General features: G+C 75.5%; 20 protein-coding genes. 6 read left to right on the forward strand and 14 right to left on the reverse strand.

All coding sequences use genetic code 11. From position 1 onward, the window contains the following. Positions 1–139: 139 nt before the first annotated feature. The 5 genes from ACWGL3_RS06245 to ACWGL3_RS06265 form a co-directional block, all read right to left on the reverse strand. The gene (locus tag ACWGL3_RS06245; RefSeq protein ID WP_267949958.1) at positions 140–1,558 is read right to left on the reverse strand and encodes a hypothetical protein; all 1,419 of its coding nucleotides are present in this window, start codon (positions 1,556–1,558) and stop codon (positions 140–142) included. A gap of 135 nt (positions 1,559–1,693) precedes the next feature. Beyond that, positions 1,694–2,929, reverse strand: a complete 1,236-nt coding sequence (locus tag ACWGL3_RS06250; protein ID WP_267949959.1) for a site-specific integrase — start codon at positions 2,927–2,929, stop codon at positions 1,694–1,696. A gap of 142 nt (positions 2,930–3,071) precedes the next feature. Next, a complete protein-coding gene (locus ACWGL3_RS06255; protein WP_267949960.1) occupies positions 3,072–3,578 on the reverse strand; it encodes a hypothetical protein in 507 nt (168 codons plus the stop codon). Positions 3,579–3,663: 85 nt separating this feature from the next. Next, the gene (locus ACWGL3_RS06260; protein ID WP_267949961.1) at positions 3,664–3,987 is read right to left on the reverse strand and encodes a hypothetical protein; all 324 of its coding nucleotides are present in this window, start codon (positions 3,985–3,987) and stop codon (positions 3,664–3,666) included. A 200-nt stretch (positions 3,988–4,187) separates the two neighbouring features. After that, positions 4,188–7,790, reverse strand: a complete 3,603-nt coding sequence (locus tag ACWGL3_RS06265; RefSeq protein ID WP_452460967.1) for a TM0106 family RecB-like putative nuclease — start codon at positions 7,788–7,790, stop codon at positions 4,188–4,190. Positions 7,791–8,078: 288 nt separating this feature from the next. On the opposite strand from ACWGL3_RS06265, the gene ACWGL3_RS06270 reads away from it, so the two are divergent. Continuing rightward, entirely contained in the window at positions 8,079–8,462 is a 384-nt protein-coding gene (locus tag ACWGL3_RS06270; protein WP_267949963.1) for a hypothetical protein, read from the forward strand. Between the two features lie 177 nt (positions 8,463–8,639). Here the strand turns inward: ACWGL3_RS06270 and ACWGL3_RS06275 are convergent, their stop codons facing one another. The 6 genes from ACWGL3_RS06275 to nirB all read right to left on the reverse strand — a co-directional run bounded on the left by ACWGL3_RS06275 (position 8,640) and on the right by nirB (position 15,957). After that, on the reverse strand, positions 8,640–9,353 hold the full coding sequence (locus ACWGL3_RS06275) for a septal ring lytic transglycosylase RlpA family protein (protein ID WP_267949964.1): 714 nt from the start codon (positions 9,351–9,353) through the stop codon (positions 8,640–8,642). A gap of 199 nt (positions 9,354–9,552) precedes the next feature. After that, positions 9,553–10,707 (reverse strand): dual specificity protein phosphatase family protein, encoded by a 1,155-nt coding sequence (locus tag ACWGL3_RS06280; protein WP_267949965.1) that lies wholly within the window; start codon positions 10,705–10,707, stop codon positions 9,553–9,555. A gap of 396 nt (positions 10,708–11,103) precedes the next feature. Continuing rightward, on the reverse strand, positions 11,104–11,796 hold the full coding sequence (locus ACWGL3_RS06285) for a sirohydrochlorin chelatase (protein ID WP_267949966.1): 693 nt from the start codon (positions 11,794–11,796) through the stop codon (positions 11,104–11,106). A gap of 50 nt (positions 11,797–11,846) precedes the next feature. Beyond that, positions 11,847–12,953 (reverse strand): uroporphyrinogen-III synthase, encoded by a 1,107-nt coding sequence (locus ACWGL3_RS06290; protein WP_267950379.1) that lies wholly within the window; start codon positions 12,951–12,953, stop codon positions 11,847–11,849. A 122-nt stretch (positions 12,954–13,075) separates the two neighbouring features. Further along, positions 13,076–13,450, reverse strand: coding sequence for a nitrite reductase small subunit NirD (nirD, locus tag ACWGL3_RS06295; RefSeq protein ID WP_267949967.1), 375 nt, complete (start codon positions 13,448–13,450; stop codon positions 13,076–13,078). Next, on the reverse strand, positions 13,447–15,957 hold the full coding sequence (nirB, locus tag ACWGL3_RS06300) for a nitrite reductase large subunit NirB (RefSeq protein WP_267949968.1): 2,511 nt from the start codon (positions 15,955–15,957) through the stop codon (positions 13,447–13,449). The genes nirD and nirB overlap by 4 nt, the downstream gene beginning before the upstream one ends. Positions 15,958–16,218: 261 nt before the next feature. On the opposite strand from nirB, the gene ACWGL3_RS06305 reads away from it, so the two are divergent. Next, on the forward strand, positions 16,219–17,115 hold the full coding sequence (locus tag ACWGL3_RS06305) for an ADP-ribosylglycohydrolase family protein (protein ID WP_267949969.1): 897 nt from the start codon (positions 16,219–16,221) through the stop codon (positions 17,113–17,115). Positions 17,116–17,256: 141 nt separating this feature from the next. Here ACWGL3_RS06305 and ACWGL3_RS06310 read toward each other — a convergent pair whose 3' ends face one another. Then, a complete protein-coding gene (locus tag ACWGL3_RS06310; RefSeq protein ID WP_267949970.1) occupies positions 17,257–17,673 on the reverse strand; it encodes a winged helix-turn-helix transcriptional regulator in 417 nt (138 codons plus the stop codon). A gap of 81 nt (positions 17,674–17,754) precedes the next feature. On the opposite strand from ACWGL3_RS06310, the gene ACWGL3_RS06315 reads away from it, so the two are divergent. The 3 genes from ACWGL3_RS06315 to ACWGL3_RS06325 all read left to right on the forward strand — a co-directional run bounded on the left by ACWGL3_RS06315 (position 17,755) and on the right by ACWGL3_RS06325 (position 19,872). Then, positions 17,755–17,901, forward strand: a complete 147-nt coding sequence (locus ACWGL3_RS06315) for a hypothetical protein (RefSeq protein WP_452460968.1) — start codon at positions 17,755–17,757, stop codon at positions 17,899–17,901. A 15-nt stretch (positions 17,902–17,916) separates the two neighbouring features. After that, positions 17,917–18,558: a DsbA family oxidoreductase gene (locus ACWGL3_RS06320; RefSeq protein ID WP_267949972.1), complete on the forward strand. Its 642-nt coding sequence runs from the start codon at positions 17,917–17,919 to the stop codon at positions 18,556–18,558. Positions 18,559–18,735: 177 nt separating this feature from the next. Next, positions 18,736–19,872, forward strand: coding sequence for a hypothetical protein (locus ACWGL3_RS06325; RefSeq protein WP_267949973.1), 1,137 nt, complete (start codon positions 18,736–18,738; stop codon positions 19,870–19,872). A gap of 285 nt (positions 19,873–20,157) precedes the next feature. On the opposite strand, the gene ACWGL3_RS06330 is transcribed toward ACWGL3_RS06325, so the two are convergent. Further along, on the reverse strand, positions 20,158–20,847 hold the full coding sequence (locus ACWGL3_RS06330) for a hypothetical protein (protein ID WP_452460969.1): 690 nt from the start codon (positions 20,845–20,847) through the stop codon (positions 20,158–20,160). Positions 20,848–21,947: 1,100 nt separating this feature from the next. Between ACWGL3_RS06330 and ACWGL3_RS06335 the strand changes: the two genes are divergently transcribed. Continuing rightward, complete coding sequence (locus tag ACWGL3_RS06335) at positions 21,948–23,117, forward strand: PP2C family protein-serine/threonine phosphatase (protein WP_267949976.1); 1,170 nt, start codon at positions 21,948–21,950, stop codon at positions 23,115–23,117. Between the two features lie 31 nt (positions 23,118–23,148). On the opposite strand, the gene ACWGL3_RS06340 is transcribed toward ACWGL3_RS06335, so the two are convergent. Beyond that, positions 23,149–23,988, reverse strand: coding sequence for a class I SAM-dependent methyltransferase (locus ACWGL3_RS06340; RefSeq protein WP_267949977.1), 840 nt, complete (start codon positions 23,986–23,988; stop codon positions 23,149–23,151). Positions 23,989–23,992 lie beyond the last annotated feature (4 nt).

Here is a 23,992-nt window from a genome sequence, read left to right on the forward strand (position 1 = left end):
GGTCCGGGGGCGTTCCCGGTGCGGCGCGGTCCGGCGGCGGGTGCGCACTCCCCCGGCGGGTGCGGAGCCGTGCCCCTCCCCCCTCGGGGGGCCGGTGTGCCGGAGCGGGGCCCGCCCGGCGCGGTGAGCCGGGCGCGGGTCAGCGCCAGGTGGGTCCCCAGTTGGCGCTCTTGGACACCCCGGGCGGCAGGGGCGGCAGGATCCCGGTGCCGGGGGTCCCGGGGCGCCGGCCGGCCCGGCCGGGGGGCTCGGGCGCGGGGTCGGCGGACGGTGTGGGCGGTGCGGGCTCCGCAGGGCGCGGCCCGGCCGGGGGCCGGGTGTCCGGCGTCGGCAGGGGCGGCACGGGGAAGGGCTCGGTCCACGGTTCGGCCGGGGGTGCGGCGGGGGTCGGGGCCGGTGCGGGCGCCTCCTCGGCCAGGAAGCCGCGCACGCGCCCGGGCTCGGGTTCGTCCACGGCCAGGACGGGTTCGGGGATGGGGGTGTGCTCGCCCTCGTCGTCGCTGGGGATGGCGGGTTCGGCCGGGGCGACGCGCTTCCACCACAGGGCGGCCTCCTCCCGGGGCAGTTCGGACTCCACCTCCAGCCATCCGCGGACCTGGGGGTGGCGCCGTCCGGCGTTCCAGGAGCGGGGGTAGGGCTGTTCGTCCAGGACCAGGACGGGTTCGCCGTCGACGGTGGGGATCTCGGCGGGCACGCCCTCGTTCCAGACCCAGGTGCCGTCGTGGGCGACCAGGTTCCACCAGCCGCGCACGGTCTGGGCGGCGGGGTCGGGGTCGCTGTCGCGGAAGGCGGCGACCCAGCGCGGGTCGGGCGGGTCCCCGGCCAGCCCCTGGCCGCGGGGGCCGACGAGGGCGTCGGCGAGCAGGGTGTGGAGCTGGAAGTTGTCGCCGATGCCGTCGAAGAGGACGCGGAAGGCGCGCTGGGAGTGGCGGTCCATGACCAGGGCGCTGGTGGCCTCGGTCATGCGCAGCAGGGCGCGGACCTCGTCGAACTCGTTGAGCAGGTCGCTGAGCTGGTTGGCGATGGCCATGAGTTCGGCGTGCAGGGAGGGTGTGCGGCGTACCAGGGCGCGCACGGAGGCCTCGCCGAGCATGGTGCGGGCGGCCAGGCCGTGGCGGCGGATGGTCCACCAGCACATGGTGGCGTTGGGGGCGTCGGTGCCGAGTTCGGCGGCCACGCGGGCCTCGGCGTCGGCGGTCACGGAGTCGGGGTCGGGGGGCGGGCCGCCGCCGGTGCGCTCCCAGGCGCGGACGAAGACGATGGCGCCCTTGCCCATGGTGCGCAGGCGGTGCAGGACCTCGGGGCCGGTGGGGCCGGGGTCGGTGCCCATCTCGACGAGGGCTCCGGCGACCACCGACAGGTCGGCGATGATGCCGGGGGCGGCGTGGTCCCCGGAGAGGAGGGGGGCCAGGGCCTCCAGGGCGAGTTCGCGCTCGGAGGCGGGGATGCGGGAGGCGAGTACGTAGACCGTGTGCACCGCCGGGGGGAAGTGGCGGGGGTCCGTGGCGACTGAGGCGTCGATCAGCTGCTGGAACGCCCTGCGAAACTCGTCGACCATGGGTCCGTCCCCTTTCTTACGCAACCAACCTAATGTCTCATCAGGGAAGGATCGCACTTTAACGGGTGATTTCATGTGCTGCTGGTGGGTTTGTTGACGTTTTGAGACGCCAGGGGCGTAAGGGCCCCGGGAGGCTCACAGCCCCAGTCGTGTGACCGCGTTGTCCTCCAGCGGGTTGGCGGTGCGGATGTAGTCGTGCACGGTGCGCGGGTTGGTCCACCGGCCCTGGCGCATGATCTCGCGGTCGGTGGCCCCGCCCAGGGCCGCCTGGGTGGCGAACCCCGCCCTCAGGGAGTGGCCCCCGAAGTCGTCGGGGTCCAGACCGGCCCGCTCGGCGTAGCGTTTGACCAGCTCGTTCACCGCCCGCCCCGACATCGCCCGCTCCCCCACCCGGCCGTGCCGGGTGACCGTGGGCAGCAGCGGGCGCTCGGAGCCGTCGGCCAGGTCGGTGCCCCGCCAGCCCTGGCACCGGTGCGCCGGCGAGGCCGTGGCCGCCGTCCCCTCCACCAGGGCCCGCACCGCCTGCGGCCCGCCGTCGCGGCGCGCCTCCAGCACCTGGGACCAGTCGGCCAGCGCGCACACCGGGCAGGTGTGGCGGTGGCGGCCCCGGGGCAGCGCCACGACCTGGCCGTGGCGCCCCTCCTGGTCGGTCTTGGTCGAGCCCAGCCGCACCACCAGGGCCGGGGTGCCGGTGGAGGCGTCGGTGCGCACCGCCACGTCGTCGAAGGTGAGCGCGGCCAGCTCGGCGCGGCGCAGCGCACCGGCGAACCCGGTCAGCAGCAGCACCGTGTCCCTGCGGCGGCAGACCCCGCCGGGGAAGCCGTCGGCGGGGCGCACCGCGAGCAGGGACTCCAGTGTGGAGAGCACCACCGGGTCCTTGCGGCGCGGCCGGCTCCTGCGGGTGCGGCGGATGCCGCGCAGCGTCATCCGGACCACCTCGGCGCGGGTGGGCGTCTCCAGGCCGTGGGCGCCGTGGACGGCGGCGATGGCCGCGGAGCGCCGTTCGATGCTGGAGGGGGCCAGCGCCCACCCGGAGCCGTCCCCGGTGCGGGCCTGGGCGCAGGCGGCCAGGTAGACGGCCACGTCGACCGGGTCGGCCGGGAGCGACTGGCGGTGCTCGGCCAGGCACCAGGCGGTGAAGGAGGTCCAGTCGGCGCGGTAGGCGCGCAGGGTGTTGGGCGACTGGGCGCTGGCCAGGTACCGGCCCAGGGCGCGGGCCTGTTCGTCGTCGAAGCGCTCGCGGACCCGGGCCAGGGCGCGGGTGTCCACCAGGACGCTGTGGGTGACGCGCTCCAGGCGGGCGCGCACGGTCGCGGGCAGGGCGGCCTCGTCGGCCGGTTCGGGGTCCTGGGAGGGGGTGGGTGTGTTCACGGTTATCCATGATGGCCCAGGCGCGGGTGCGGGCGGCACCGCGACGCACGGGGGCGTGCGGGGGTGGTGGCTGGTGTGCCGGGTGTCCTCAGCGCCGCCGGTCCGGTCCCGCGCGCGGGTGCGGTGTGGCGGGGGCCACGGCTCAGCCGCCGAAGTGGGCGCGCAGGGCGTCCCACAGCTCGGCGGGCGGCATGACCCACAGCAGGGGCGCCGCGGACAGGACCAGGGCGGCCGTGAACCCGATCGCGGCGATCCTGCGGCGCAGCACCAGGGCGGTGACGGCGCCGCCCGCCGGGACGCCCAGGGCCAGGACCAGGACCCACACCAGGGCGTTGCCGACCGCGTCCATCGCCTCCTGCGGCGCCGGGGCGGTGGGGTCGGCCGCGGCCACGGCGGCGTCCTGCAGGTCCATGGCCGTGAACAGCAGGTTGGCCAGGGCCAGGAAGGTGCCCAGGGCCCACACCAGGGTCAGCACCACCCACAGCAGGGTGATCCTGCGGTCGGGCGGGTCGGCCACGACCACCGGGGTGCGGCTGATCCTGCCCTCGGTGCGCGCCGGGGGCGCGTCGGCCTCCCGCGTGCGGGGGGCGGCGGCGGACACGGGGGCGGTGGGCCGGTCCTTGCGGCGTTTGCGTTTCTTGGGTGACACGCGCCTGTCCTTGGTGGGGTGGGTTCGCTGGTCGCCGCACCCGGCCCGGGGTCCTCGCGGGCGGGCGCGGCCGGGAAGTCGGAGCCTACCCGCCCAGCGGGGTCAGGTGGATGGCCGACACGAACACCACGGGCCAGGCGAGCAGTGCCAGTGCCCACAGGGCGGCTCTGCGGTCCCCGGCGACGGTGGCCACGGCGGCGGCCAGCAGGGGGATGCCGACGGCGGCGCCGAAGGCGAGGGTGAACCACTCGGCCGCCGAGCCGGCGTGGGAGTGGGCGTCGACGCCCATCAGGTAGCCCACGGGCCCCAACACCAGGGCGAACAGGGCGAGGACGGCGACGACGACGCGGATGCCGGTGGGGTGGCTGGTGTTGCGGCCACCGCCGGGGGCGGAGGGACGGTCAGACACGGGGGCCGTGGTGCCTTTCGAGAACGGGGCGGCGGGCCAGGGCGTCGACGGACGGGGGCATGCCCGGGCCCGGGGGCGCGGGGTGGGTGGGTCCGTCGGGGACGGCCCGCATCCGCCCGGGCGCGGGCGCGCCGGGTCGAGTGCGGTGCTGTGTAAAACGTACTCCACCTGGGGGGCGTCCGAAACCCGAGGGCGGGCCCTCAGGGCGTGGGGGGCCAGGGGCGGGCGCCCCCGACCAGGCCGGTGAAGGAGGCCAGCAGCCGGAGTTCGTCGATGCTGCGCGGGGCCGTGGTGAGCAGGTCGGGCGAGTGGACCACGGCCGCCAGGAGCTGGGCGCGCGAGAGGGCGACGTTGAGGCGGTTGCGGTCCAGGACGAACGCGGTGCCGCGGCTGGCCTCTGCAGCGTTGGAGGTGGTCATCGAGCAGATGACGGCGGCGGCCTCCTGTCCCTGGAAGCGGTCGACGGTGCCCACCCGCACCCCCTCCAGTGCGGGGTCGGTGCGGGCCGCGGCGGCCAGGGCTCTGCGCAGGGCGCGCACCTGGAGGTTGTAGGGGGCCACCACCAGGATGTCCTCGCCGGTCAGGGGTCGCGGCTCCAGGCCGGGGCCGGGGGTGAGCTTGTCCTGGACCAGGCGGGTGGCGATCGCGACGACGGCCTCGACCTCCTCGGGACTGTGGGTGGTGCGGCCGTGGTGGGTGACGGGCAGGGTGTACACGCCGGGGTCCAGGGCGGACAGGGCGCGTTCGGCGGTGGAGGGGTGGGCGTGCAGGCGGCCCTGGTAGGACAGGGCCGAGACGGTCGCGCACACGTCGGGGTGCATGCGGCGGGTCTGGTCCAGGAAGTAGCCGCGGGCGGGGTCGATGATCTGGCGTCCGGCCATGAGGTGCTGCAGGGCGGAGGCGTCGGCGCCCTCGCCGTGGGTGCCCTGGACGACCTGGGGCAGCTGCTGGGGGTCGCCGAGCAGGACGAGGTTGTGGGCGGCGGCGGAGACCGCGAGGGTGTCGGCCAGGGCGAACTGGCCGGCCTCGTCGATGATGAGCACGTCCAGGGGGTCGGCGATCATCGCGGCGTTGGACAGGGCCCAGGCGGTGCCGCCGATCAGGACGGGCTGGTTGTCGGCGGTGCGCTTGGCGCGCCAGCCCATCAGCGCCTGGGGGCTGGTGGGCTGGTCCCAGGGCAGGTCGGGGTCGACGGCGTCCTTGCCGCGGCCCTTGGCGCGTTTGGCGGCGGCCAGGGACACCCCGGCCTGTTCGGCGGCGCGCAGGGCGGCGCCCATGACGTTCTCCACGGCCTTGTGGCTGGTGGAGCACACACCCACGTTGCGGCCCTGGCGGGCCAGGTGGGTGATGAGCTGGGCGGCCAGGTAGGTCTTTCCGGCGCCGGGCGGGCCCTGCACGGCCAGGTAGGAGCCGTCCAGGCGGTCCACGGCGGAGATGGTGGCGGCGATGAGGTCGCCGCCGTGCTCGTCCGGGGAGGGCAGGGGGCCGGGGGTGCGAAGGCGGGGCGGGACGCGGCGCAGCACGTCCAGGCCGGGGTGGTGGGGCCACCGGGGCAGGGCGGCGACGGCGGTGCGGGCGACCGACTCCAGCGCCCCGTCCTTGGGCTGGGGGTTGACGGGTGAGCCGGGCAGGACCGCCACGGGCGCGCGGGAGCGGGTGTCGTCGGGGTCGCTGGTCTCGGTGACGGTGAGCGTGTCGGCGTCGGCGCGGGCGACGTTGGCCGGTACGGCGGTGGCCGGCCTGCCCGGGGCGCCGGGGTAGAGCAGGTGGACGTCCTGGCCGGTGGTGAAGGGGTGGGGGTGGGCGGCGTCCAGGCGCATGGACAGCTCGCGGCGGGCCTTGCGCTGGCGGCCGGTGGGTTCGGCCCACTCCCCCGTGTGGACCTGCCAGGGCACGGCGCAGTCGGTGTCGGCCTCCAGGTCGGTCAGGGGGGCGCTGGTGCGGCGGTAGTGCTCGCGCCAGGGCGGCAGGTTCTCGCGCTGGTAGTAGCCGACCAGGGCGGCCAGGGAGGCGCGGGTGCGGTCCTCCTCGCCGCGCTCCTCGGCGGTGGCGGGCAGGTCCGCCAGGAGGGGTTCGGTCAGGGCGGCGTGGCGGGCGAGCTTCTCGGCGCGCTTGCGGGCGCGTTCGGCCTCCTCCTCGGTGAGTTCGAGCTGGACGGGGGGCCGGTCGGTGATGCCCTGGCGGACGCGGTGGTCCTCCAGCCAGTCGCGCAGGCGGGCGGTGGAGTGGCAGTCGTCGCGGTTGTAGGCGCCGATGTCGGCGAGCACCCGGGCGGCGCGGTCGTGGTCGCCGTGCTCGGCGGCGCGCAGGTAGGCGGCGTAGGCGTCGATGCTGGAGGTGGCGGTGGTGACGTCGCCGGAGCGGGCGGTGCCCAGGTAGAGGGGTTCGAGGTACTTGATGGAGTAGGAGCGCTGGGACACGCGCAGGCTCTTGCGGACCACCGTGTACAGGTCCACGAGCCGGTTCTCGCGCAGGAGCCGGTTGACCTCCTCCTCGCGGGTGGCGAACTCGGAGCTGAGGTGTTTGAGCCGGTCCACCTCGTAGGAGGCGTAGTGGTAGACGTGGGCGTTCTCGTCGGCGTCGATGCGCGCGCAGGCGAAGTCGACGAAGTCCTCCAGGGCCTTCTTCTCCTGGGCGCGGTCGTGGGCCCAGAAGGTGTGGAAGGTCTCGGTGCCGTGCTCGTCCTCGGTGGTGGCGCCGAACAGGTACTCCAGGCCGCGTCCGCCGTCGCGGGAGTGGTAGGGGTAGCCCTCCATGTCGAAGAACACGTCGCCGGGGCTGGGGGCGGGCAGGGCGGCCAGGCCGTCGGGTGAGAAGACCTCGGCGGTGACGGTGCCCTGGGGGTTGTGGGGGGTGCGCGTGGTGTCCTGGCGGACCTGGAGGGCGGCCTGGGCGCGCAGCTGGTCGAAGGAGCGGCGGGGCAGGGTGGCGGGGCGCTGGTCGTCGCCGGCGCCGGCCAGGGCGTCGATGGTGTCCAGGCCGGCGTCGGTGAGTTTGGCGGCCTGGTCGGTGCGCAGCCCGGCGACCAGGGACAGGTGGCGGGCGGCGGTGCGCCCGCCCGAGCACCAGGTGCCGTAGCCGCAGCCCTCGCAGCCGGGGCGGGGTTCGCCCCAGGTGGGGGCGGGCAGGGCGGGGGGCTGGGCGAGCCGGTCCAGCAGGCGGGTGGTGACGGTGGTGAGGATGGGGGCGAAGTCGGCGGTGTCCAGGGTGTGGGTGTGGCCGTCGCCGGTGAGCAGGTGCATGCGGTCGGGGGTGCGGCCGGTGGCCACGGCGACGGCGTGGGCGTAGGCGGCGAGCTGGACGACGGCGCCGGGGCCGGGGCGGCGGGCGAGCTTGGTGTCCCAGGGTTCGTAGGACCAGGGGTCGGGTGCGGGGTCGCGGCGCTCGCCGGTGGCGGGGTCCAGGTCGGAGCGGATGAGGAAGTCGGCGCGGCCGTGGAAGGCCACGGCCGGGGCGGTGGGGGTGGCCGCGGTCAGGGGGTGGTGGAAGCTGCCCTGGTAGATGACGGGCGCCCCGGCGGCCATGGCCTGGGCGGTGGCGGTGGCCGCGGCCGCGAGGGAGGCGTCGTCGGCGCGGGGCTCCTCGATGCGCACGACCTCGCCGAACAGGGCGGTGAGCCGGTCGAGTTCGGCCTGCTCGTGGACGTGGCCGTGGTGGGCGACGAGGGGGTCGACCTTGTCGGGGGCGGGGGCGCCCTCCAGGCGGGCGGCCAGCGCGGTCTTGAGGGCGCTGCGGTGGTCGCACTCCAGGGTGTCGACGAGGTCGGTGGGCGAGACGACCCAGCCGGTGGTGGTGCGGAACAACGCCCCTGCTCCCTGTGTGTCGGTGGTGGGTGGGTGCTGGGGATTGTGCCACGTCGAGGTGACGTGTGGGGTCTCACACGCGCGTGTGCCCCGCCACGGGGTGTCGGGGCGCGTCCGCGCCCGGCCGGGGCCGGCCCCTTCCGCGGCGGCCCCGCCGGGGCCGGTGACGCGAACGTGACGCGGGTCGGGGGAACCGGAGGGGCGCGGGGGGCGTCCTCCCCGGTGGTCGGCGCGGATCGGTCACCGGAAGAGGTGTCCGCACCGGCGGCCCGGAAGGAGTGGATCCCCATGGTGTTCCCGCGGAGTCTTGCGGTGATCGGTGCGAACGCGCTGCTGGTGCTGGCGTCCTCGGCCTCGTGCGAGGTGACGTCGGGCAGCGGGGCCAGGTTCGCCACAACCTCCTGCCAGAGCCGGGACTGCGAGGTCACCGTCAGCGGGGACCAAGGCACCGGCGACCTGTGGGAGCAGGGGAACACGACGATCGGGTACCGCATCCTCCTGGCCGAGGACCAGGAGGCCGACGTGCGGGTGAGCGTGCAGGAGCGGGCGTACCGGGAGTCGGAGGAGGCCGTTCTGGTGCCCGGGGACTCCGCCGAGGTGGGCGGCTACACCGTCACCTACGTCGAGCACACCGGCGACGCCGCCACCTTCGACTTCACCTGGCAGGACTGAGCCGGGGCCCTCCCGCTGCGGCGGTCCGCTGCGGGCGGTGGCGGGGCCGCCCGGCTCGCGGGGGCCGGGACGGGGCCGTCGGGGCCGCTGCGGTGGCGGTCGGGCCGGGGCGCAGACGGGTGCGCCCCGCCCCGGGGTGTCGGGGCGGGGCGCACGGGGTCCGTGTGGAGGGGGCGGCTAGCCGACGACCTGCCATTCGACCTGGCCGACACCGGCCCCGGTGCCGATGATCTGGTCGAAGGCGGCCGTGGACAGGTCCAGGCAGCGGCCATCGATGTAGGGGCCGCGGTCGTTGATGCGCACGGTCACCGACTTGCCGTTGCTGGGGTTGGTGACCTGGACCTGGGTGTTGAACGGCAGGGTCTTGTGCGCGGCCGTCATGGCGCTGGGGTCGAAGGTCTCGCCGTTGGCCGTGGAGTTGCCCGCCAGGTCGGCGCCGTAGAAGGAGGCCTGGCAGGTGCCGCCGTCGCCGGAGGCCTCGCCTCCCCCGCCGCCGGTGTCGGCCTCGGGCTCCTCGGCCTCCTCCTCTTCCTCGGGTTCCTCCAGGACGTCGGAGGCGTCGGTGCTGGTGCTCTGGGTGGCGGAGGTGACGGCCTCCTGGGCCCGCTGGAGGGCGTCCTCCCCCGCCTGGGGCGCGGCGCCCTCGGCGACCAGGGGGTCGGGGTCGGCCTCGGGGATCCCGGCGGCGTTGGCGGCCGTCTCGGGGTCGGCGCCGGAGGCGATGACGGCCGCGGTGGCGGTCCCTCCCACGAGCAGGGTCAGACCCGTGGCCGAGGCCAGGATCATGGTGCGCTTGCGTCGGCTGCGCTTGGCGGCGACGCGGGGGCCGACGGCGGGGGCGTCGGTGCGGTCGTCTTCGACCGGCGGGGTCTGGGGCTCGTGTTTGCCCACGGCGGAGTCCTTACGAACGGGAACAGGGCGTGGCGGCCCGCTCCTGGTGCGGGGTGTGTGCGACGCCCCGGACGGGTGCGGGAGGGCGTGGCACGGGCGCGGAGCCGGGACCGCCGGTGGCGGTGCACGGGGTCTGGGCGCAGAGCTTAGGGGTAACGCGAGGGTAACGGTACCGGAAAGCGGGGGTTTGTGGAACTTGTCACCCGGTGATGTGGGGTTCGGGCAGTTCGGGGCGCCGGGGCGGGACGCCGTCGGGGAACAGGCGCAGGGCGGGGTCGGGCAGGTGCACCCCGCTGAGCTGGGCGACGGCCTGGGACAGGGAGGGGTTGTCCAGGTGTCCGCCCACGGCGCGGATCATGGCGGCCAGGGTGGGCAGGGGCGGGGCGCCCAGGGAGGCGACGGCGTAGCGGGTGGCCACGGCGGGGGTGCGCGAGGCGCCCGCCCAGCAGTGCAGCAGGACGCGTTTGCCCTCGGCGCGCAGGGCGGCCACGGTCGCGGCGGCCTCGTCCAGGGTGAAGTGCAGGTTGGCGTTGGCGGTGGGGCGGTCGTGCATCCACACCCTCACCCAGTCGGCGTCGGGCAGGTGGGGGGCGTCCTGGGGGTGGGTGCGGCACAGGGAGACGACCGCGTCCACGCTCTCGGGGTGGTGGCGCAGGTGGTCGAGGTTGCCGAGCAGCACCTGGGGGTCCAGGGGGTGGGGGACGGCGAAGGGCGGCAGGCGGCGGGGCTCCTGGAGCAGGACGGGGTGTTCGGGCCAGGCACCGGGGCGGGTGCCGTGTACGGCCGTCAGCGCGGCGGTCGTGAGGGCGTGGGGGTCCAGGGTCTCGGACATGCGGCGCAGGGCGTGCAGGGGCACGGCGGAGGCGCCCCACAGGGCTCCGGCCAGGGCGCCGGTGTGCATGGCGGCGTCGTCCCCGGCGGCGGTGTACGCCGACCAGACGGCGTCGACGAGGTGGGCGCACGCGAAGGACCCGCTCGCGGGGTCGTGGGCGGGGCGGGGGGTGCGGGTCAGGGCCCGCCAGGAGGCGCCCAGGGGGTCGTCGGCGGTGGTGTGCTCCAGGGCGGGCGCCGACCCGGGCGGGGTGCCGGTGCGGGCGGTGCTGCGCAGGACCTGCGCCCAGGCCTGTTCGGTGGGGTCCGCGGGCGGGGCGGGGGTGCGCGCGGTGGCGGTCAGCTCGGTCAGCGCGGTCCGGATCAGGCGGGGAAGCCGCGCGGAGGCCTCGGTGAACCCGCGGGTCAGCGCGGCGGGGGCGCCCACCAGCGCGGCGGCCACGGGCGCGCCGAGCATCGCGCCGATGGACCGGTCGGCGGCGGGGTCGTGGAAGTCGGGTGCGGGGGCGGGTACTGCGGACATGGCCGTCCTCGTGGGCGCTGCGGTCTGGTGCGGACTGGTGTCCCAGGGGTGGTCTTCCCGCGGGGGCCCGGTGTTGCGCACGGGTTGCCGGTTGTGGCCATCCGGGGTTCGGGGGGTGTACACCGGTGGCTGCGCGCAGGGCTCCTGCGCCGGGTGGGGAACCCGGTGGGCGGCCGGGGTGCGCGGAAGGGCGCCCGGGCTGGGCGGTCCGGTGCGGAGCGGCGTGGGCGCCTGTGGAGGGGCGGGGCCCGGCGGTGCGGGCCGGGCCGTTCGTCGGCCGGGGGCGGTACGGCCGGTGCCCTCCCCCGTCGGGCCCCTGCCGGTGCGGGGCCGGCGCTCGACTCCTGCGGTCCCCGGGCCGGGGCCGGCCGGTGGGGCGCCCCGTTCGGGGGCCGCTCAGGCGTGCTGGGGAAGGGCCGCGCGGTGGTAGCGGTCGGCCACGGCGTGGGCGACGGCCGGGTCCGGGCACAGAGGACGGGCCACCGCGTCGGCCCCGGCCAGGGCGAGCCTGTCGTGGAACAGGCCCGGTGCGAGCAGCCAGCTGGCCACCGCGACGCGGCGGTGGCCCCGGGCGCGCAGGCGGGCGACCTGTTCGGCGACGGTGGGGCGGCCGGTGGCGATGAAACCGGTCGTGACCGGGGCTCCCAGGCGCCGGGCCAGGCGGGCGGCGGCGCGGGACAGTTCGGCGCCGGCGCGCGGGTCGGTGGTTCCGGCGCAGGCCAGCACGACGGCGTCCCCGGGGCGGTACCCGGCCTGGGCCAGGCGGCGCACGGCGGTGTCCAGCACCGCGGGGTGGGCGCCCAGGGCGGGGGTGAGGACGGCGTCGGCGCGCCCGGCCCGCAGGAGCTGGTCGGGGATGTCGGTGCGCACGTGGTAGCCCGAGGCCAGGAAGGCGGGCACGACGACCAGGGGCCCCGGGGTGTCGGCGGCCACCTCGCCGACGGTGGGGGCGAGCACGTCGGCGAAGGCCAGGCGGGTGGGGCGCCGTGTCAGCTCCCCCACGCGCAGGGCCAGGGAGTGGGCCACGGCGGTGCCGTGGGGGTTGCGGGTGCCGTGGACGGCCAGCAGCAGGGTGGGGTGTCTGTTCATGGCTCTCGGGTGTGGGAGTGCGTGTGCGGTGGGGCGCGCCGTTGGGCGGCTCAGAGCTCGGGCGCGCAGTCGTGGGTGTCCAGGGCCAGGCGGTAGCCGCGTTTGACGACGGTCTGGATGATCCTGGCGTCGCCCAGCGCGGTGCGCAGGCGTGCCACCGCGGTCTCCACGGCGTGCGCGTCGGCGTCCTCGCCCAGGCAGGTGAGCAGGCGGGTGCGGTCCAGGACCTGGCCGGGGCGGCGGGCGAGTTCGCGCACCAGGCGCATCAGGGTGGGCGAGAGGGTGTGCACGGTGCCGTCGACCAGGACGGCGTGGCCGCGCAGGCGCAGTCGGTGTCCCGCCACGCCCAGGGTGGGAAAGCGCGCGGGCAGCTCCTCGGTGAGCTTGCGGACCTGGGCGCCGATGCGGGCGCGTTCGGGCCACACGGTGGGGATGTCGTGGGCCATGAGGGGGCGGGCGGTGACCGGTCCCACGCACATGGCCAGGACGTCGCCGCGCAGGGCCTCGACCAGGGGGCCGGTGCGGCCGGTGGTACGGGCGCGGGCCAGCAGGCCGGCGGCGGCGGGGGCGCTGGTGAAGGTGACGGCGTCCACTCCCCCGCAGGTGACGGCCTCGATGAGCCGGTCCAGGGGGGCGACGTTCTCGGGCTGGGTCCACCGGTAGACGGGGACCTCCACGACGTCGGCGCCGGCCAGGCGCAGGGCCGCGGTGAAGTCGGGCAGGGGTTCGCCGTGCAGCTGGATGGCCACGCGCAGGCCCGTGACGCCCTGTTCGAGGAGGTAGTCCAGGACCTCGGCGGAGGACTCCGAGGGCGGGGACCACTCCTCGGTGAGCCCGGCGGCGCGGATGGCGCCCTTGGCCTTGGGGCCGCGGGCCAGCAGGCGCGAGGAGCGCATGCTGGCCAGGAGGGGTTCGACGGTGCCCCAGGTCTCGCACGCCTCGATCCAGCCGCGGAAGCCGATGCCGGTGGTGGCGATGACGACGTCGGCGGGGCGGCGGGCGAGTTCGTCGGAGACCGAGGCCAGGCGCTGGTCGTCGCTGAGCGGGACGATGCGCAGGGCGGGGGCGGCGATGACCTGGGCGCCCTTGCGCTGGAGCAGGGCGCTGAGCTCGTCGGCGCGGCGGGCGGCGGTGACGGCCACGGTGAACCCGGCCAGGGGCGCGGTGGTCGCGGGCGCGCCGGCCTCCGCCCCCGTGCCGCCGGCCCCGCTCGCGCGGTCCTGGTGGGGACCCGCGGCGGGGGGCGGGGTGTGGGAGGACGGCGCGGACGCGGATGTGCTCAAGGTGACTCCTCTTCGGCGCGGGCGCTGATCTGGACGGTGGCGCCGGTGTCGCGGACGGCCCAGGTGCGCAGGCGCACCTGGGGGTCCTCCAGGCTCTGTCCGGTCAGCAGGGAGAACACATTCTTGAGCATGGGCGAGGCGATGGTGGGCTCGCCACGGCGGTCGCCGACGATGCCGCGCGAGATGACCGCGGCCCCGGTGAAGGGGTCGATGTTGTCGACGGCGAACAGGCGGTTGTCGCGGGTGCGGAACAGGGCCGCCTGACGGCCGTCGGGCAGCAGGACGGCCACGCCGTCGTCGGCGCCCAGGCGGTGGGCGGGGCAGGCGTCGATCCACAGGGCGGGCGGGGCGTGGGTGGTGGTGGCGGTCATCGGGTGGCCTCCTGCGGGCGGGGGGCGGGCATGCCGAGGTCGAGAGCGGCGCCCGGGACGGGCTGGTCGCGTGTGGTGGTGAAGCTGATGGTGGGGTCGGGTGTGCCGGGGGCGTTGGCGAAGGACTCGAACCGGGCGAGTTTGGCGGGGTCGGCCAGGACGGCGGCCCACTCGTCGGTGTAGGAGTGCACGTGGCGTTCCATGGCGGCCTCGAGCTCCTCGGCGATGCCCAGGGTGTCGTGGACGACGACGTCGCGCACGTGGTCCAGGCCGCCGTCCATGGCCTCGATCCAGGGGGCGGTGCGCTGGAGGCGGTCGGCGGTGCGGATGTAGAACATCAGGAACCGGTCGATGTAGCGGATGAGGGTCTCCTCGTCCAGGTCCGAGGCGAGGAGTTCGGCGTGGCGGGGGGTGAAGCCGCCGTTGCCGCCCACGTACAGGTTCCAGCCCTGGTCGGTGGCGATGATCCCGAAGTCCTTGCTGCGGGCCTCGGCGCACTCGCGGGCGCACCCGGAGACGGCGGACTTGAGCTTGTGGGGCGAGCGCAGGCCCCGGTAGCGCTCCTCCAGGCGGATGGCCAGGCCCACCGAGTCCTGGACGCCGTAGCGGCACCAGGTGGTGCCCACGCACGACTTGACGGTGCGCAGGGACTTGCCGTAGGCGTGGCCGGACTCGAACCCGGCCTCGACCAGGCGGGTCCAGATGGCGGGGAGCTGTTCGAGGCGGGCGCCGAACAGGTCGATGCGCTGGCCGCCGGTGATCTTGGTGTAGAGCTGGAAGTCACGGGCGACCTCCCCGATGACGATGAGCTTGTCGGGGGTGATCTCGCCGCCGGGGATGCGGGGCACGACCGAGTAGGTGCCGTTGCGCTGCATGTTGGCGAGGTAGCGGTCGTTGGTGTCCTGGAGTGTGGCCTGTTCGCCGTCGAGGATGTGCCCGCCCCCCAGGGAGGCCAGGATCGATGCGACGGCGGGCTTGCAGATGTCGCAGCCCTGGCCGGTCCCGTGGTTCTCGATGAGGGCGGAGAAGGTGGTGGTGCCGGTGGCGCGGACGGTCTCCAGGAGTTCGGCTCGGGACTGGGTGAAGTGCTCGCACAGGGCCTTGGACTGCTCGATGCCCGCCTGGGAGAGGATCTGCTTGAGCATGGGCACGCACGACCCGCAGCTGGTGCCCGCCCGTGTGCACGCCTTGAGGCCGGCGACGTCGCAGGCGCCCTGGGTGTGGACGGCGTCGGTGAGGGCGCCCTTGGTGACGGCGTTGCAGGAGCAGATCTGCGCGGAGTCGGGGAGGGCGTCGGCGCCCAGGGCCGCGCCGCCCTCGGGGGTGATGAGGGTGAGCGGGTCGCCGGGCAGGGGCGAGCCGACCATGGGGCGCAGGGTGGCGTAGGCGGAGGCGTCGCCGACCAGGATGCCGCCCAGGAGGGTGGTGGCGTCGTCGGACAGGACGAGTTTGGCGTAGCGGCCGCCGGCGGCGTCGTTGACGACCACGTCCAGGCAGTCGTCGGCGCGGCCGTGGGCGTCGCCGAAGCTGGCCACGTCCACGCCCAGGAGCTTGAGCTTGGTGGAGGTGTCGGCGCCGGTGAAGGTGGCGCCGCCGCCGAGGAGGCGGTCGGCGACGACCTCGGCCATGGCGTTGCCGGGGGCGATGAGCCCGTAGACGGTGCCGCGGTGGGCGGCGGCCTCGCCGATGGCGTGGATGCGGTCGTCGGAGGTGGTGCAGGTGTCGTCGATGACGATGCCGCCGCGTTCGCCGACCCGGAGGCCGGCGGCGCGTGCGAGGTCGTCGCGGGGGCGGATGCCCACGGAGAACACGACCAGGTCGGCGTCCAGGCGGGTGCCGTCGCCCAGGAGGAGGTTGCGGACGCGGCCGTCCGCGCCGGCCTCGACGGCGGTGGAGGCCGCTCCGGTGTGGATGTGCACGCCCAGGTCGGTGACGAGTCTGCGGAGCAGGCCGCCGGCGCCCTCGTCGATCTGGGCGGGCATCAGGTGGGGGGCGAGTTCGACGACGTGGGCCTCCACGCCCAGCAGCCGCAGGGCGTTGGCGGCCTCCAGGCCGAGCAGTCCGCCGCCGATGACCACGCCGGTGCGGGCGTGGCGGGCGGAGGCGGTGATGGCGTCCAGGTCCTCGATGGTGCGGTAGACGTGGCAGCCGGGCAGGTCGTGGCCGGGGACGGGGGGCACGAAGGGGGTGGATCCGGTGGCCAGGACGAGCCGGTCGTAGCCCAGGGTGCGGCCGGAGGCGGTGGTGACGGTGCGGGCGTCGCGGTCCAGGGCGGTGGCGCGCTCGCCCACGTGGACGTCCACGTGGGGTCCGGACAGGTCGCCCAGGGACAGGTCCTGGGCGCTGGCGCCGTCGAAGTAGGAGGAGAGCGCGACGCGGTCGTAGGCGGTGCGGGGCTCCTCGCCCACGACTGTGACGTGCCAGCGGTGGTCGCTGTCGCGGTCGTGGAGGGCCTCGACGAGTCGGTGGCCGACCATGCCGTTGCCGATGACGACGAGTTCTTCCATGGTGCGCGGCTCCTCCTGCTGCGGGGTCGGACGCCTCTCAGGCAACCCGCAGGGTGTTACCCGCGGGTCAGCCTCGTGTGTCGCGGTTGTTTCGATGTGCTGTCACCGCAGGTGGGGAGTGCGTGATTCGCGCCGGGGGCGGAGAAGGGCCAGCCCGGGGCGGGTGCGGGCGGCGCGGGGGCGCGGATGGGTGTTCGGTCACACCGGGTGCCGGGGCCGGTGCGTGGACAGCGGTGGCGGGGTCGGCCAGGATGGCCGGTGATGCACACGATCCCTGATCCGCGCCGGGCGCGCGCCCTGTCCTCCCTGTCCGCACTGTCCGTCGGCGACGCCTTCGGCTCCCAGTTCTTCGTTCCCGCGAACCTGCGCTTCCTGGAGGAGCGCGAGCTGCCCCCGGGGCCCTGGGAGTGGACCGACGACACGGAGATGGCGGCCTCGGTCCACGCCGAGGTGCTCCGGGGCGGGGCGGTGGACCCCGACCGGCTGGCGTCCTCCTTCGCCCGCCACCACGACTTCGACCGGGGGTACGGTCCGGCGACGGGGCGCCTGCTGCGCCTGGTGCGCGAGGGCGGTGACTGGCGGGAGCTGGCCGCGGGACTGTTCGAGGGGTCGGGTTCCTTCGGCAACGGGGCGGCGATGAGGGTGGCCCCGCTGGGGGCCTGGTTCGCCGGCGACCCGGACGCGGCGGCCGTGCAGGCGGCGGTGACGGCGCGCGTCACCCACACCCACCCCGAGGCGGTGGACGGCGCGGTCGCGGTGGCGGTGGCCGCGTCCCTGGTGGCGGGGGGCGGGGCGGCGGCGCCCGGGCCCCTGCTGGACGGGGTGCTCGAGCGCCTTCCGCCGGGGCGGATGCGCGAGGCGGTGCGCGGTGCGCGCCTGCTGCTGGTGACCGCCGATCCGGTCGGGGCGGCCCGCGCCCTGGGCAACGGTTCGCGGGTCAGCGCCCTGGACACGGTGCCCTTCACCCTGTGGGCGGCGGCCCGGTACCGGTCGGGCTTCGCCTCGGCCATGTGGGCGACCGCCGCAGCCGGGGGCGACGTGGACACCACCTGCGCGATCGTCGGCGGGGTCCTGGGCGCGGGCCTGCCGGGCGGCCGGGTTCCCGCGGAGTGGGCCGAGCGCACCGAGCCCCTGCCGGGATGGGCGCTGGAGGGCTGAGCGCGGTCTCCGCCGGGGAGGGGCCTGGGGCCGGTGTCCGCCCCCGCTTTCCGGGGAGGGGCGCGGTCCGAGGCCGGGAGGGGACCGCGTGTGCGCGGCGGACCCGTGCCGGGGTCCGGCGCGCCCGGGAGGGGCGGGGGGTCAGGTGCCGTCCGGGCGGGGGTCCCTGGCGCGGTCGTGGCGTTCGCGGGCGGCGCGGATGTCGTCGCGGTGCAGGATTGCCCAGCGGTCCAGCGCGTTGAGGGGTTCCAGGAGGGTGCGGCCCAGGTCGGTGAGGGCGTAGTCCACGCGGGGCGGGACGGTGGCGTGCGCGGTGCGGTCGACCAGGCCGTCGCGGACCAGGGCGCGCAGCGTCAGGGTGAGCATGCGCTGGCTGATGCCGTCGATGGCACGGTGGAGCTCGCTGTAGCGGTGGGTGCGCCGCCCCAGCATGACGATGACGAGCACGCTCCACTTGTCGCCGACCCGGTCCAGGACCTCGCGGACCGGGCAGTCCTCGGGGGCGCGTTCGTCGGTGTGCCCGGTGGAGCGAACACCGGTGTGCGCTCGGGACGTCAATGTGCCTCCTTGTGCCTGGCCTGGGCTCACCTCATACTGACTGATAATGTTGTTACGCACAATAAGTATGCAAGGGGTGTCGTGAGCGTGAGCAGCCCGGAGCCGAGGGCCGAGCCGCGGGAGGCGGACCGGCCCGCCGAGGAGGAGCTCCCCCTGGACGCGGTCACCGGACTGGTGTCGCTGGGAACCGAGGACGCGCCGGCGTGCTCGGACGGAACGTGCTGGTGAGTGAGGGGATTGTCCGTGCAGGTCGAGGTGTGGTCCGACATCGTGTGCCCGTGGTGCTACATCGGCAAGCGGCGCTTCGAGACGGCCCTGGAGCAGTTCGAGCACGCCGACCAGGTCGAGGTCCTCTGGCGCAGCTTCCAGCTGGACCCCTCCTACCCGCGGGGGCGCGGCGAACCGGTCCGTGACGCCCTGGCCGCGAAGACGGGCGCCTCGCGCGAGCAGGTGCGCGCCATGACCGCGCAGGTGGAGAAGGTCGCCGCGGAGGTGGGGCTGGAGTACGACTTCGAGAACGGGTTCATGGTCAACACCTTCGACGTGCACCGGCTCGTCCACCTGGCGCAGAGCCGGGGGCTGGGCACGAAGGCGCACGAGCGCTTCATGCACGCCCAGCTCGTGGAGGCGAAGGACCTCTCCGACACCGCCACCCTGGTGGAGCTGGCCGTGGAGATCGGCCTGGACGCCGCGGAGGCCCGCCGGGTGCTGGAGGGCGACGACTACGCCGCGCAGGTGCGCGAGGACGGCGCCGCCGCGCAGCGCCTCGGCGGGAACGGCGTGCCGTTCTTCGTGATCGACCGGGCCTTCGGGATCTCGGGTGCCCAGCCCGTCGAGGTGTTCGCCTCGGCCCTGGAGAAGGCCTACCGGGCGGCGTCGGCCTAGACCGCCGGCGGGCGGTCCGGGCGCGCCCCCGGGGCGCCCGCGCCGGAGACCGGGCCGGTGGCGGTGGAGCGGGTTCCCCCTCAGGGGGGAGCCCGCTCCCGCTCGTGGGGGAGGTGTGCCCGGGGGTGCGCGCGCCAGGGTGGAGGTATCCACTCCGCACCACTCCGGGAGCACGCCATGACCGCCTTGCCACCCCTTCCCGCACCCCCCGCAGATCCGGGGCACGAACGGCACGACCGCGCGACGGCGGTGCCCTGGGCCGCGCTGGCGTGGTCGGCGGCGGCCCTGGCACTGGGCCTGGGCTGGCTGTCGGGGGTGCTGCCCCTGAGCGTGGCCGATGAGGAGGGGTTCGGTTCGCTCTTCGCCGGGCGCGGCGAGGCCCTGCCGGTGGTCCTCGTACTGGCCATGGGCGCGGTGGGCGTCGTGTGCTCCGTGCTGATGCTCCGGGGCGGCGGGCCCCGTGCGGCGCAGGTGGGCGCCTGGGCCCTGGCCGTCCTCATCCTGCTGGTGTTCGTGGACGGCAACCTGCTGGCCCTGTTCGGCTACACGATGATCATGCCGGTGGTGGGCTGGATCGTGCCCGGCCTGGCCCAGACCTGGGTGACCGCGCTGTTGGCGCCCGACAGCCTCACCGGCCTGTTCTTCACCGCCGGTGTGGGGGTGTGGGTGCTCGCGGCCCTCGCGTGCCGCCGGGCGGGCCGCCGCTCCTGCGCGCGGTGCGGCAGGAGCCCCCGGTGGTCGGCCGCCGTGGAGCGCGGGACCCGGGTGCGGGCGCTGAGGGTGGGTCGGATCGCGGTGGCGGTGGGCGCGGCGACCGCCCTGGTCTATCCGTCCATCAGGATCCCGTGGCTGTTCGGCGTCCCGGTCGGGATGAGCCGGGAGGACTTCGCGGTGCTCTCCGCCGACCCGTTCACGCTGGTCATCGGCGTGGGGTTGGGGTCGGCCGGCATCGTCGGCGCCGTTCTCATGCTGGGGCTGGTCCAGCGCTGGGGCGTGCGGTTCCCCCGGTGGACCGCGGGCCTTGCCGGGCGCCGGGTGCCGGTGCCGCTGGCGGTGGTGCCCGCGACGCTGGTCGCGGTGGCCCTGGTGGCGATGGGCCGCAGCAGCGTCACCGAGGTCCTTGCCGGAGGGGCCGGGTCGATGTTGAGCTCCAGCACCGTGCACGTGGTGGTGTTCTCCTCCATGGGGCTGTGGGGGACGGCCCTGGGCGTGGCCACCGCCGCCTACCTGGTGCGGCGCCGGTCCGAGTGCGGCCGGTGCGGGCGGGGGCTTCCCGAGGCGGAGCCCCGCGACATCCGGGCCGCGGCGGCCTGAGTGGGGACCGCACTCCCCCGCCCTCTCCCGGAGGCGCCCGCCCGGGGCGGCGCGTGCGGGACCGGTGCCCCTCCCCCGGCGGGGAGGGGCACCGCCTCGTGTGCGGCTGGAGTGCTGCGTGTGCGCCCGGCCCCAGGGCCGTGTCCCGACGCGTTCCGGGGGTTCGGCGCGGCTTCCGGGGGCGGCGGCCGGGAGACGTCCCGGCGGGGTGACGTGGCCGGTGCGCGCTTCGCGGGAGGGAGGCAATGGGGCTGGTCATCGGGCAGGTAGAGGCCCGGTCCGGGCTCACCCCCGGCCGGAGCCGGGCACCCGCACGTGCGCGCACCGGCCCGTGTCCGCCTCCACCTGCCACCCGGCGGCGCGCAGCGCCTCCGCGTAGGCGCCGACCTCCGCGGTGAACCACCCCCCGTCCTCCCGCTGCGAGCGTCGGGCCTCGCCGTGGTACACGTACAGGAGCCGCCCGCGCGGCTCCACGTAGAAGCCCCTGGGTTCCCCCACCGCCGTCCAGTCCACGGGCGCGTGCCCGGCCGCCTGCAACACGGCCACCGCCCCGAGCACCTCGGGGGGCGAGCCCTCCCACGCCGGTGTCCCCTGCCCGCCCCACCACTCCCTGCCCGCCGCCTCCACGGGCGCGTCCTCGCCCCGTGCGCGCCGCGCCAGGGCCGCGTCCAGCCCGGCACGGGAGGCCAGGACCCCGCGCTGGATGCCGTACTCGTCCCCGGAGCGGTGCGGCAGCCCCTGGGACTCGCGCTCCTCCAGGTAGTCCAGGTGCTCGCGCAGCGCGGCCAGACCCGCCTGCGTGATGCGGAAGGCGTAGCCGCGGCTGGGGGGATCGCACGGGGAGAGGAGCCCGGCGTCGATCAGCCACTCCCGGCGCCGCCGGTCGCCCACAGAGGTGCGGTAGGCGAGGATGTGCGGTCTGGCGCCCAGGTCGTAGAGGTCGACGAAGCGGGCCGGGGTGAGGCGGCCGGGCATGGGGGTCTCCATCGTGTCGGGGTCGGTGGTGGGGCGTCCGCCCGGGTACGGCGGAGGCGGCCACCGCCACCTTGGCCGGTCCCTCCGACAGTTCGCACCCCTCCCGGTCCGTCCGGGAGGCCGGGGCTGTGCGGCCATGGTCGCAGGGTGTCCCGTGGAGCGCGGCACGGGGCGCCGGCGTGCGGACCGGCCTCCGGGAAGGCCGCACCGACCACGTCGGGGAGACCTCCCACGGCCGCCCCGGCGGCTTTTCCAGAGCCCAGGCCTCACCGCCCGGCCCGCATAGGCCGCCAGCGACCTCAGGTGGCAAGAGGCCATCGTCGGAGGCAACGCCACCTCCTACAACCACCAGCCGGGGGCGTCGATCCTCGACGCGCACGGAAGCCCCTGGGAATCGCACAGCCCCAGCCCGCTCGAAAGCCTGACTGAGCACTAGTTCGGACAGACAGCGCGCCGAACCGACCGCCCCCGTCTGACCATGACAAGTCCTGCTGCTCCCGAACGTTCGGCAACAGGACATGCGGCCGGCGAGTAGCTCTTGTCGAGTGGCCGTTGCCGGACACGGCGCGGCCGGGATCGGCCACACCCCGTGCCCGCGGGCCGGGGGCGGGGCATGCTCGGGGGGCGGGCGCCCCGGAAGGAGCCCCGGTGTTCGCACCCCCCGCCCCACTCCTGGTCTTCACCTCCACCGCCAAGGGAAGCGGACCCGGGGTAGGAAGCCGGTCCCCGGGTGAGCCGCGCGAGACCGGTGAGCCCGAGCGGACCGAGCCGGCCCCCGGACAAGGACGAGGACTGGGACGGGGTCGACCATGCGCAGGGGCGCGCCCCGGGTGGTGACGGAGCTTGAGAGGGGTTCCAGGAGCGTCTGGGAGACCTCGACCAGGAGGTACTCGCCGTCGCTCTCGACCCTGTCGACGGTCGTCTCGAAGGCGGGTTCTTCGCGCGCCGGTGCGCCCGGGCGCACCGGCCTGCCACGGCCGCGGCGGTCGTGGAGCCGGGGGCGGCCACCCTCCCAAGCTGGACTTTCTGCTCGAAATGTGGCAAACCGGGTAGAGGTTCCGAAGCAGTTGCCGCCTCGCGAGATTGACCGGGGTCATGCCATGTCGCTCAAACACGGGTCCAACGAGCTGATGACGTCCCTGGTCAGGGCCGGGCACCTCGCCAACTTCGAGGAGCTCCCCTCCCTCGTGGCCGGCAAGGCCGCGGCCGCGGACCTCACCGAGATCCGCATCTACCTCGCCGACCGCCAGCAGCAGGTCCTGCGCGAGGTCACCGGCCGCGGTCTCGACGCCCACCAGGGCGGAGACGACCTGAAGATCGACGGGACCGTCGCCGGCGAGGCCTACATCATGGGCGTGACCGTGCCCGTCGGGGACCGGGGCCGCTACTGGGTGCCGATCCTGGACGGGGCCGAACGCCTGGGCGTGCTCCACGTGGCCTACAAGGGCGACCCCGACCGCTCCGCGATGCGCGACCTGGCCGCGATGGTGAGCCTGCTGATCATCGCCAAGCGCGCCAACAGCGACGCGCACGCCCGCCTGGTGAGGGTCAGCCCCATGTCCGTCTCGGCGGAGATGCAGTGGACCCTGATGCCCCCGGGCACCTTCGCCGACTCCCGGGTGACCATCTCCGCCGCCACCGAGCCCGCCTACGACAACGCCGGGGACTCCTTCGACTACGCCCTGGCCGGGGAGATCGCCCACCTGGCCATGTTCGACGCCATGGGCCACGACACCGCCGCCGGGCTGATCGCGAACCTGGCGGTGGGCGCCTTCCGCAACGAGCGCCGGCGCGGCGTCCCGCTGGAAGAGATCCCCCGGGGTGTGGAGAACACCCTGATCCAGGAGTTCGTCCAGACCCGGTTCGCCACCGCGATCCTGGCGGAGCTCAACCTGAGCACCGGCGAGCTGAGGTGGGTCAACTGCGGCCACCTGCCGCCCGTGCTCATCCGGGGGGAGGAGGTCCGCGCACTGGAGTGCGACCCCTCCCACCCCCTGGGCATGGACCTGGGGGTGCCCGTCGCGGTCTGCCACGAGCAGCTCGAGCCCGGCGACCGCCTGCTCCTGTACACCGACGGCATCATCGAGGCCCGCGACTCCGAGGGCCGGGAGTTCGGCGTGGAGCGGTTCGTGGACTTCGTCATCCGCCACCAGGCCGACAGCCTGCCCGTCCCCGAGACGCTGCGGCGCCTGGTCCACGCGGTCCTGGAGTACCACCACGGGCAGTTCGGCGACGACGCCACCGTCCTCTTCTGCGAGTGGCACGGCTGAACCCCGGGCGCGGCCCCGCGGCCGTCCGCGCTCACCCCGGGCGCCGGGCCACCACCGAGAAGTTCAGCGGGATCCGCGGGGCCCCCTCCGGGAGCCGCCACCCCTGCGGGCACGCCACGAGCCCGGGGAAGGCGGGCCAGTCCATGAACGGGTGCTCCCCGAGCGCCTCGACCACCAGTCCCGCCTCCAGCAGGGCTCCGGTCACCTCCGCCAGGCTGTGGCGCCACTGGTGGTTGACGGTGCTCGTGATGGACTCCGCCGTCCCGTCGGTGTAGGTCTCGGCCTCGTCGTAGGTGTCGGCGCCCCCGCCGCCGAGGTAGTCGCCGGTCACCTGCCACGGCTCGTAGTCCAGCGCGTTCAGGAGCGGGTGGTCGTCCCGGACCACGAACACCCCGCCCGGCTCCAGCAGGTCGTGGACCGACCGCGCCCACGGGCCCAGCTCGGGAAGCCACATGACGGCGCCCGTGCCGGTGACGACCACCTCGAACCGCCGGTCGACGGCCTGCGACGCCGTGCGCGCGTCGCTCTCCACCCAGGTGACGTCCGCGCCGTCGGCGGCGGCGATGCGCCGGGCGTGGGCCAGCGAGTTCGCCGACAGGTCCAGGCCGTGGACGTCCACGGCGCCCAGCCGGACCCAGCACACCGTGTCGGTGCCGATGTGGCACTGCAGGTGCAGCAGGGACCTGCCCGCCACCGTCCCGCCGTCCAGGTGCGGCTCCAGGACCGCGAGGTCGTTGCGCACGACCTCCGAGATGTAGGAGGGGTCGGCGATCAGCCCATCGACGTCGTACATCGCGGACCGGGCGTGGACGTCGGCCCTCTGGTCCCAGTTCGCGCGGTTGTCGGCGACGGCCCTGTCGTGGTCGCTCATGTCC

The sequence above is a fragment of the Nocardiopsis sp. NPDC055824 genome (genome assembly GCF_053616335.1).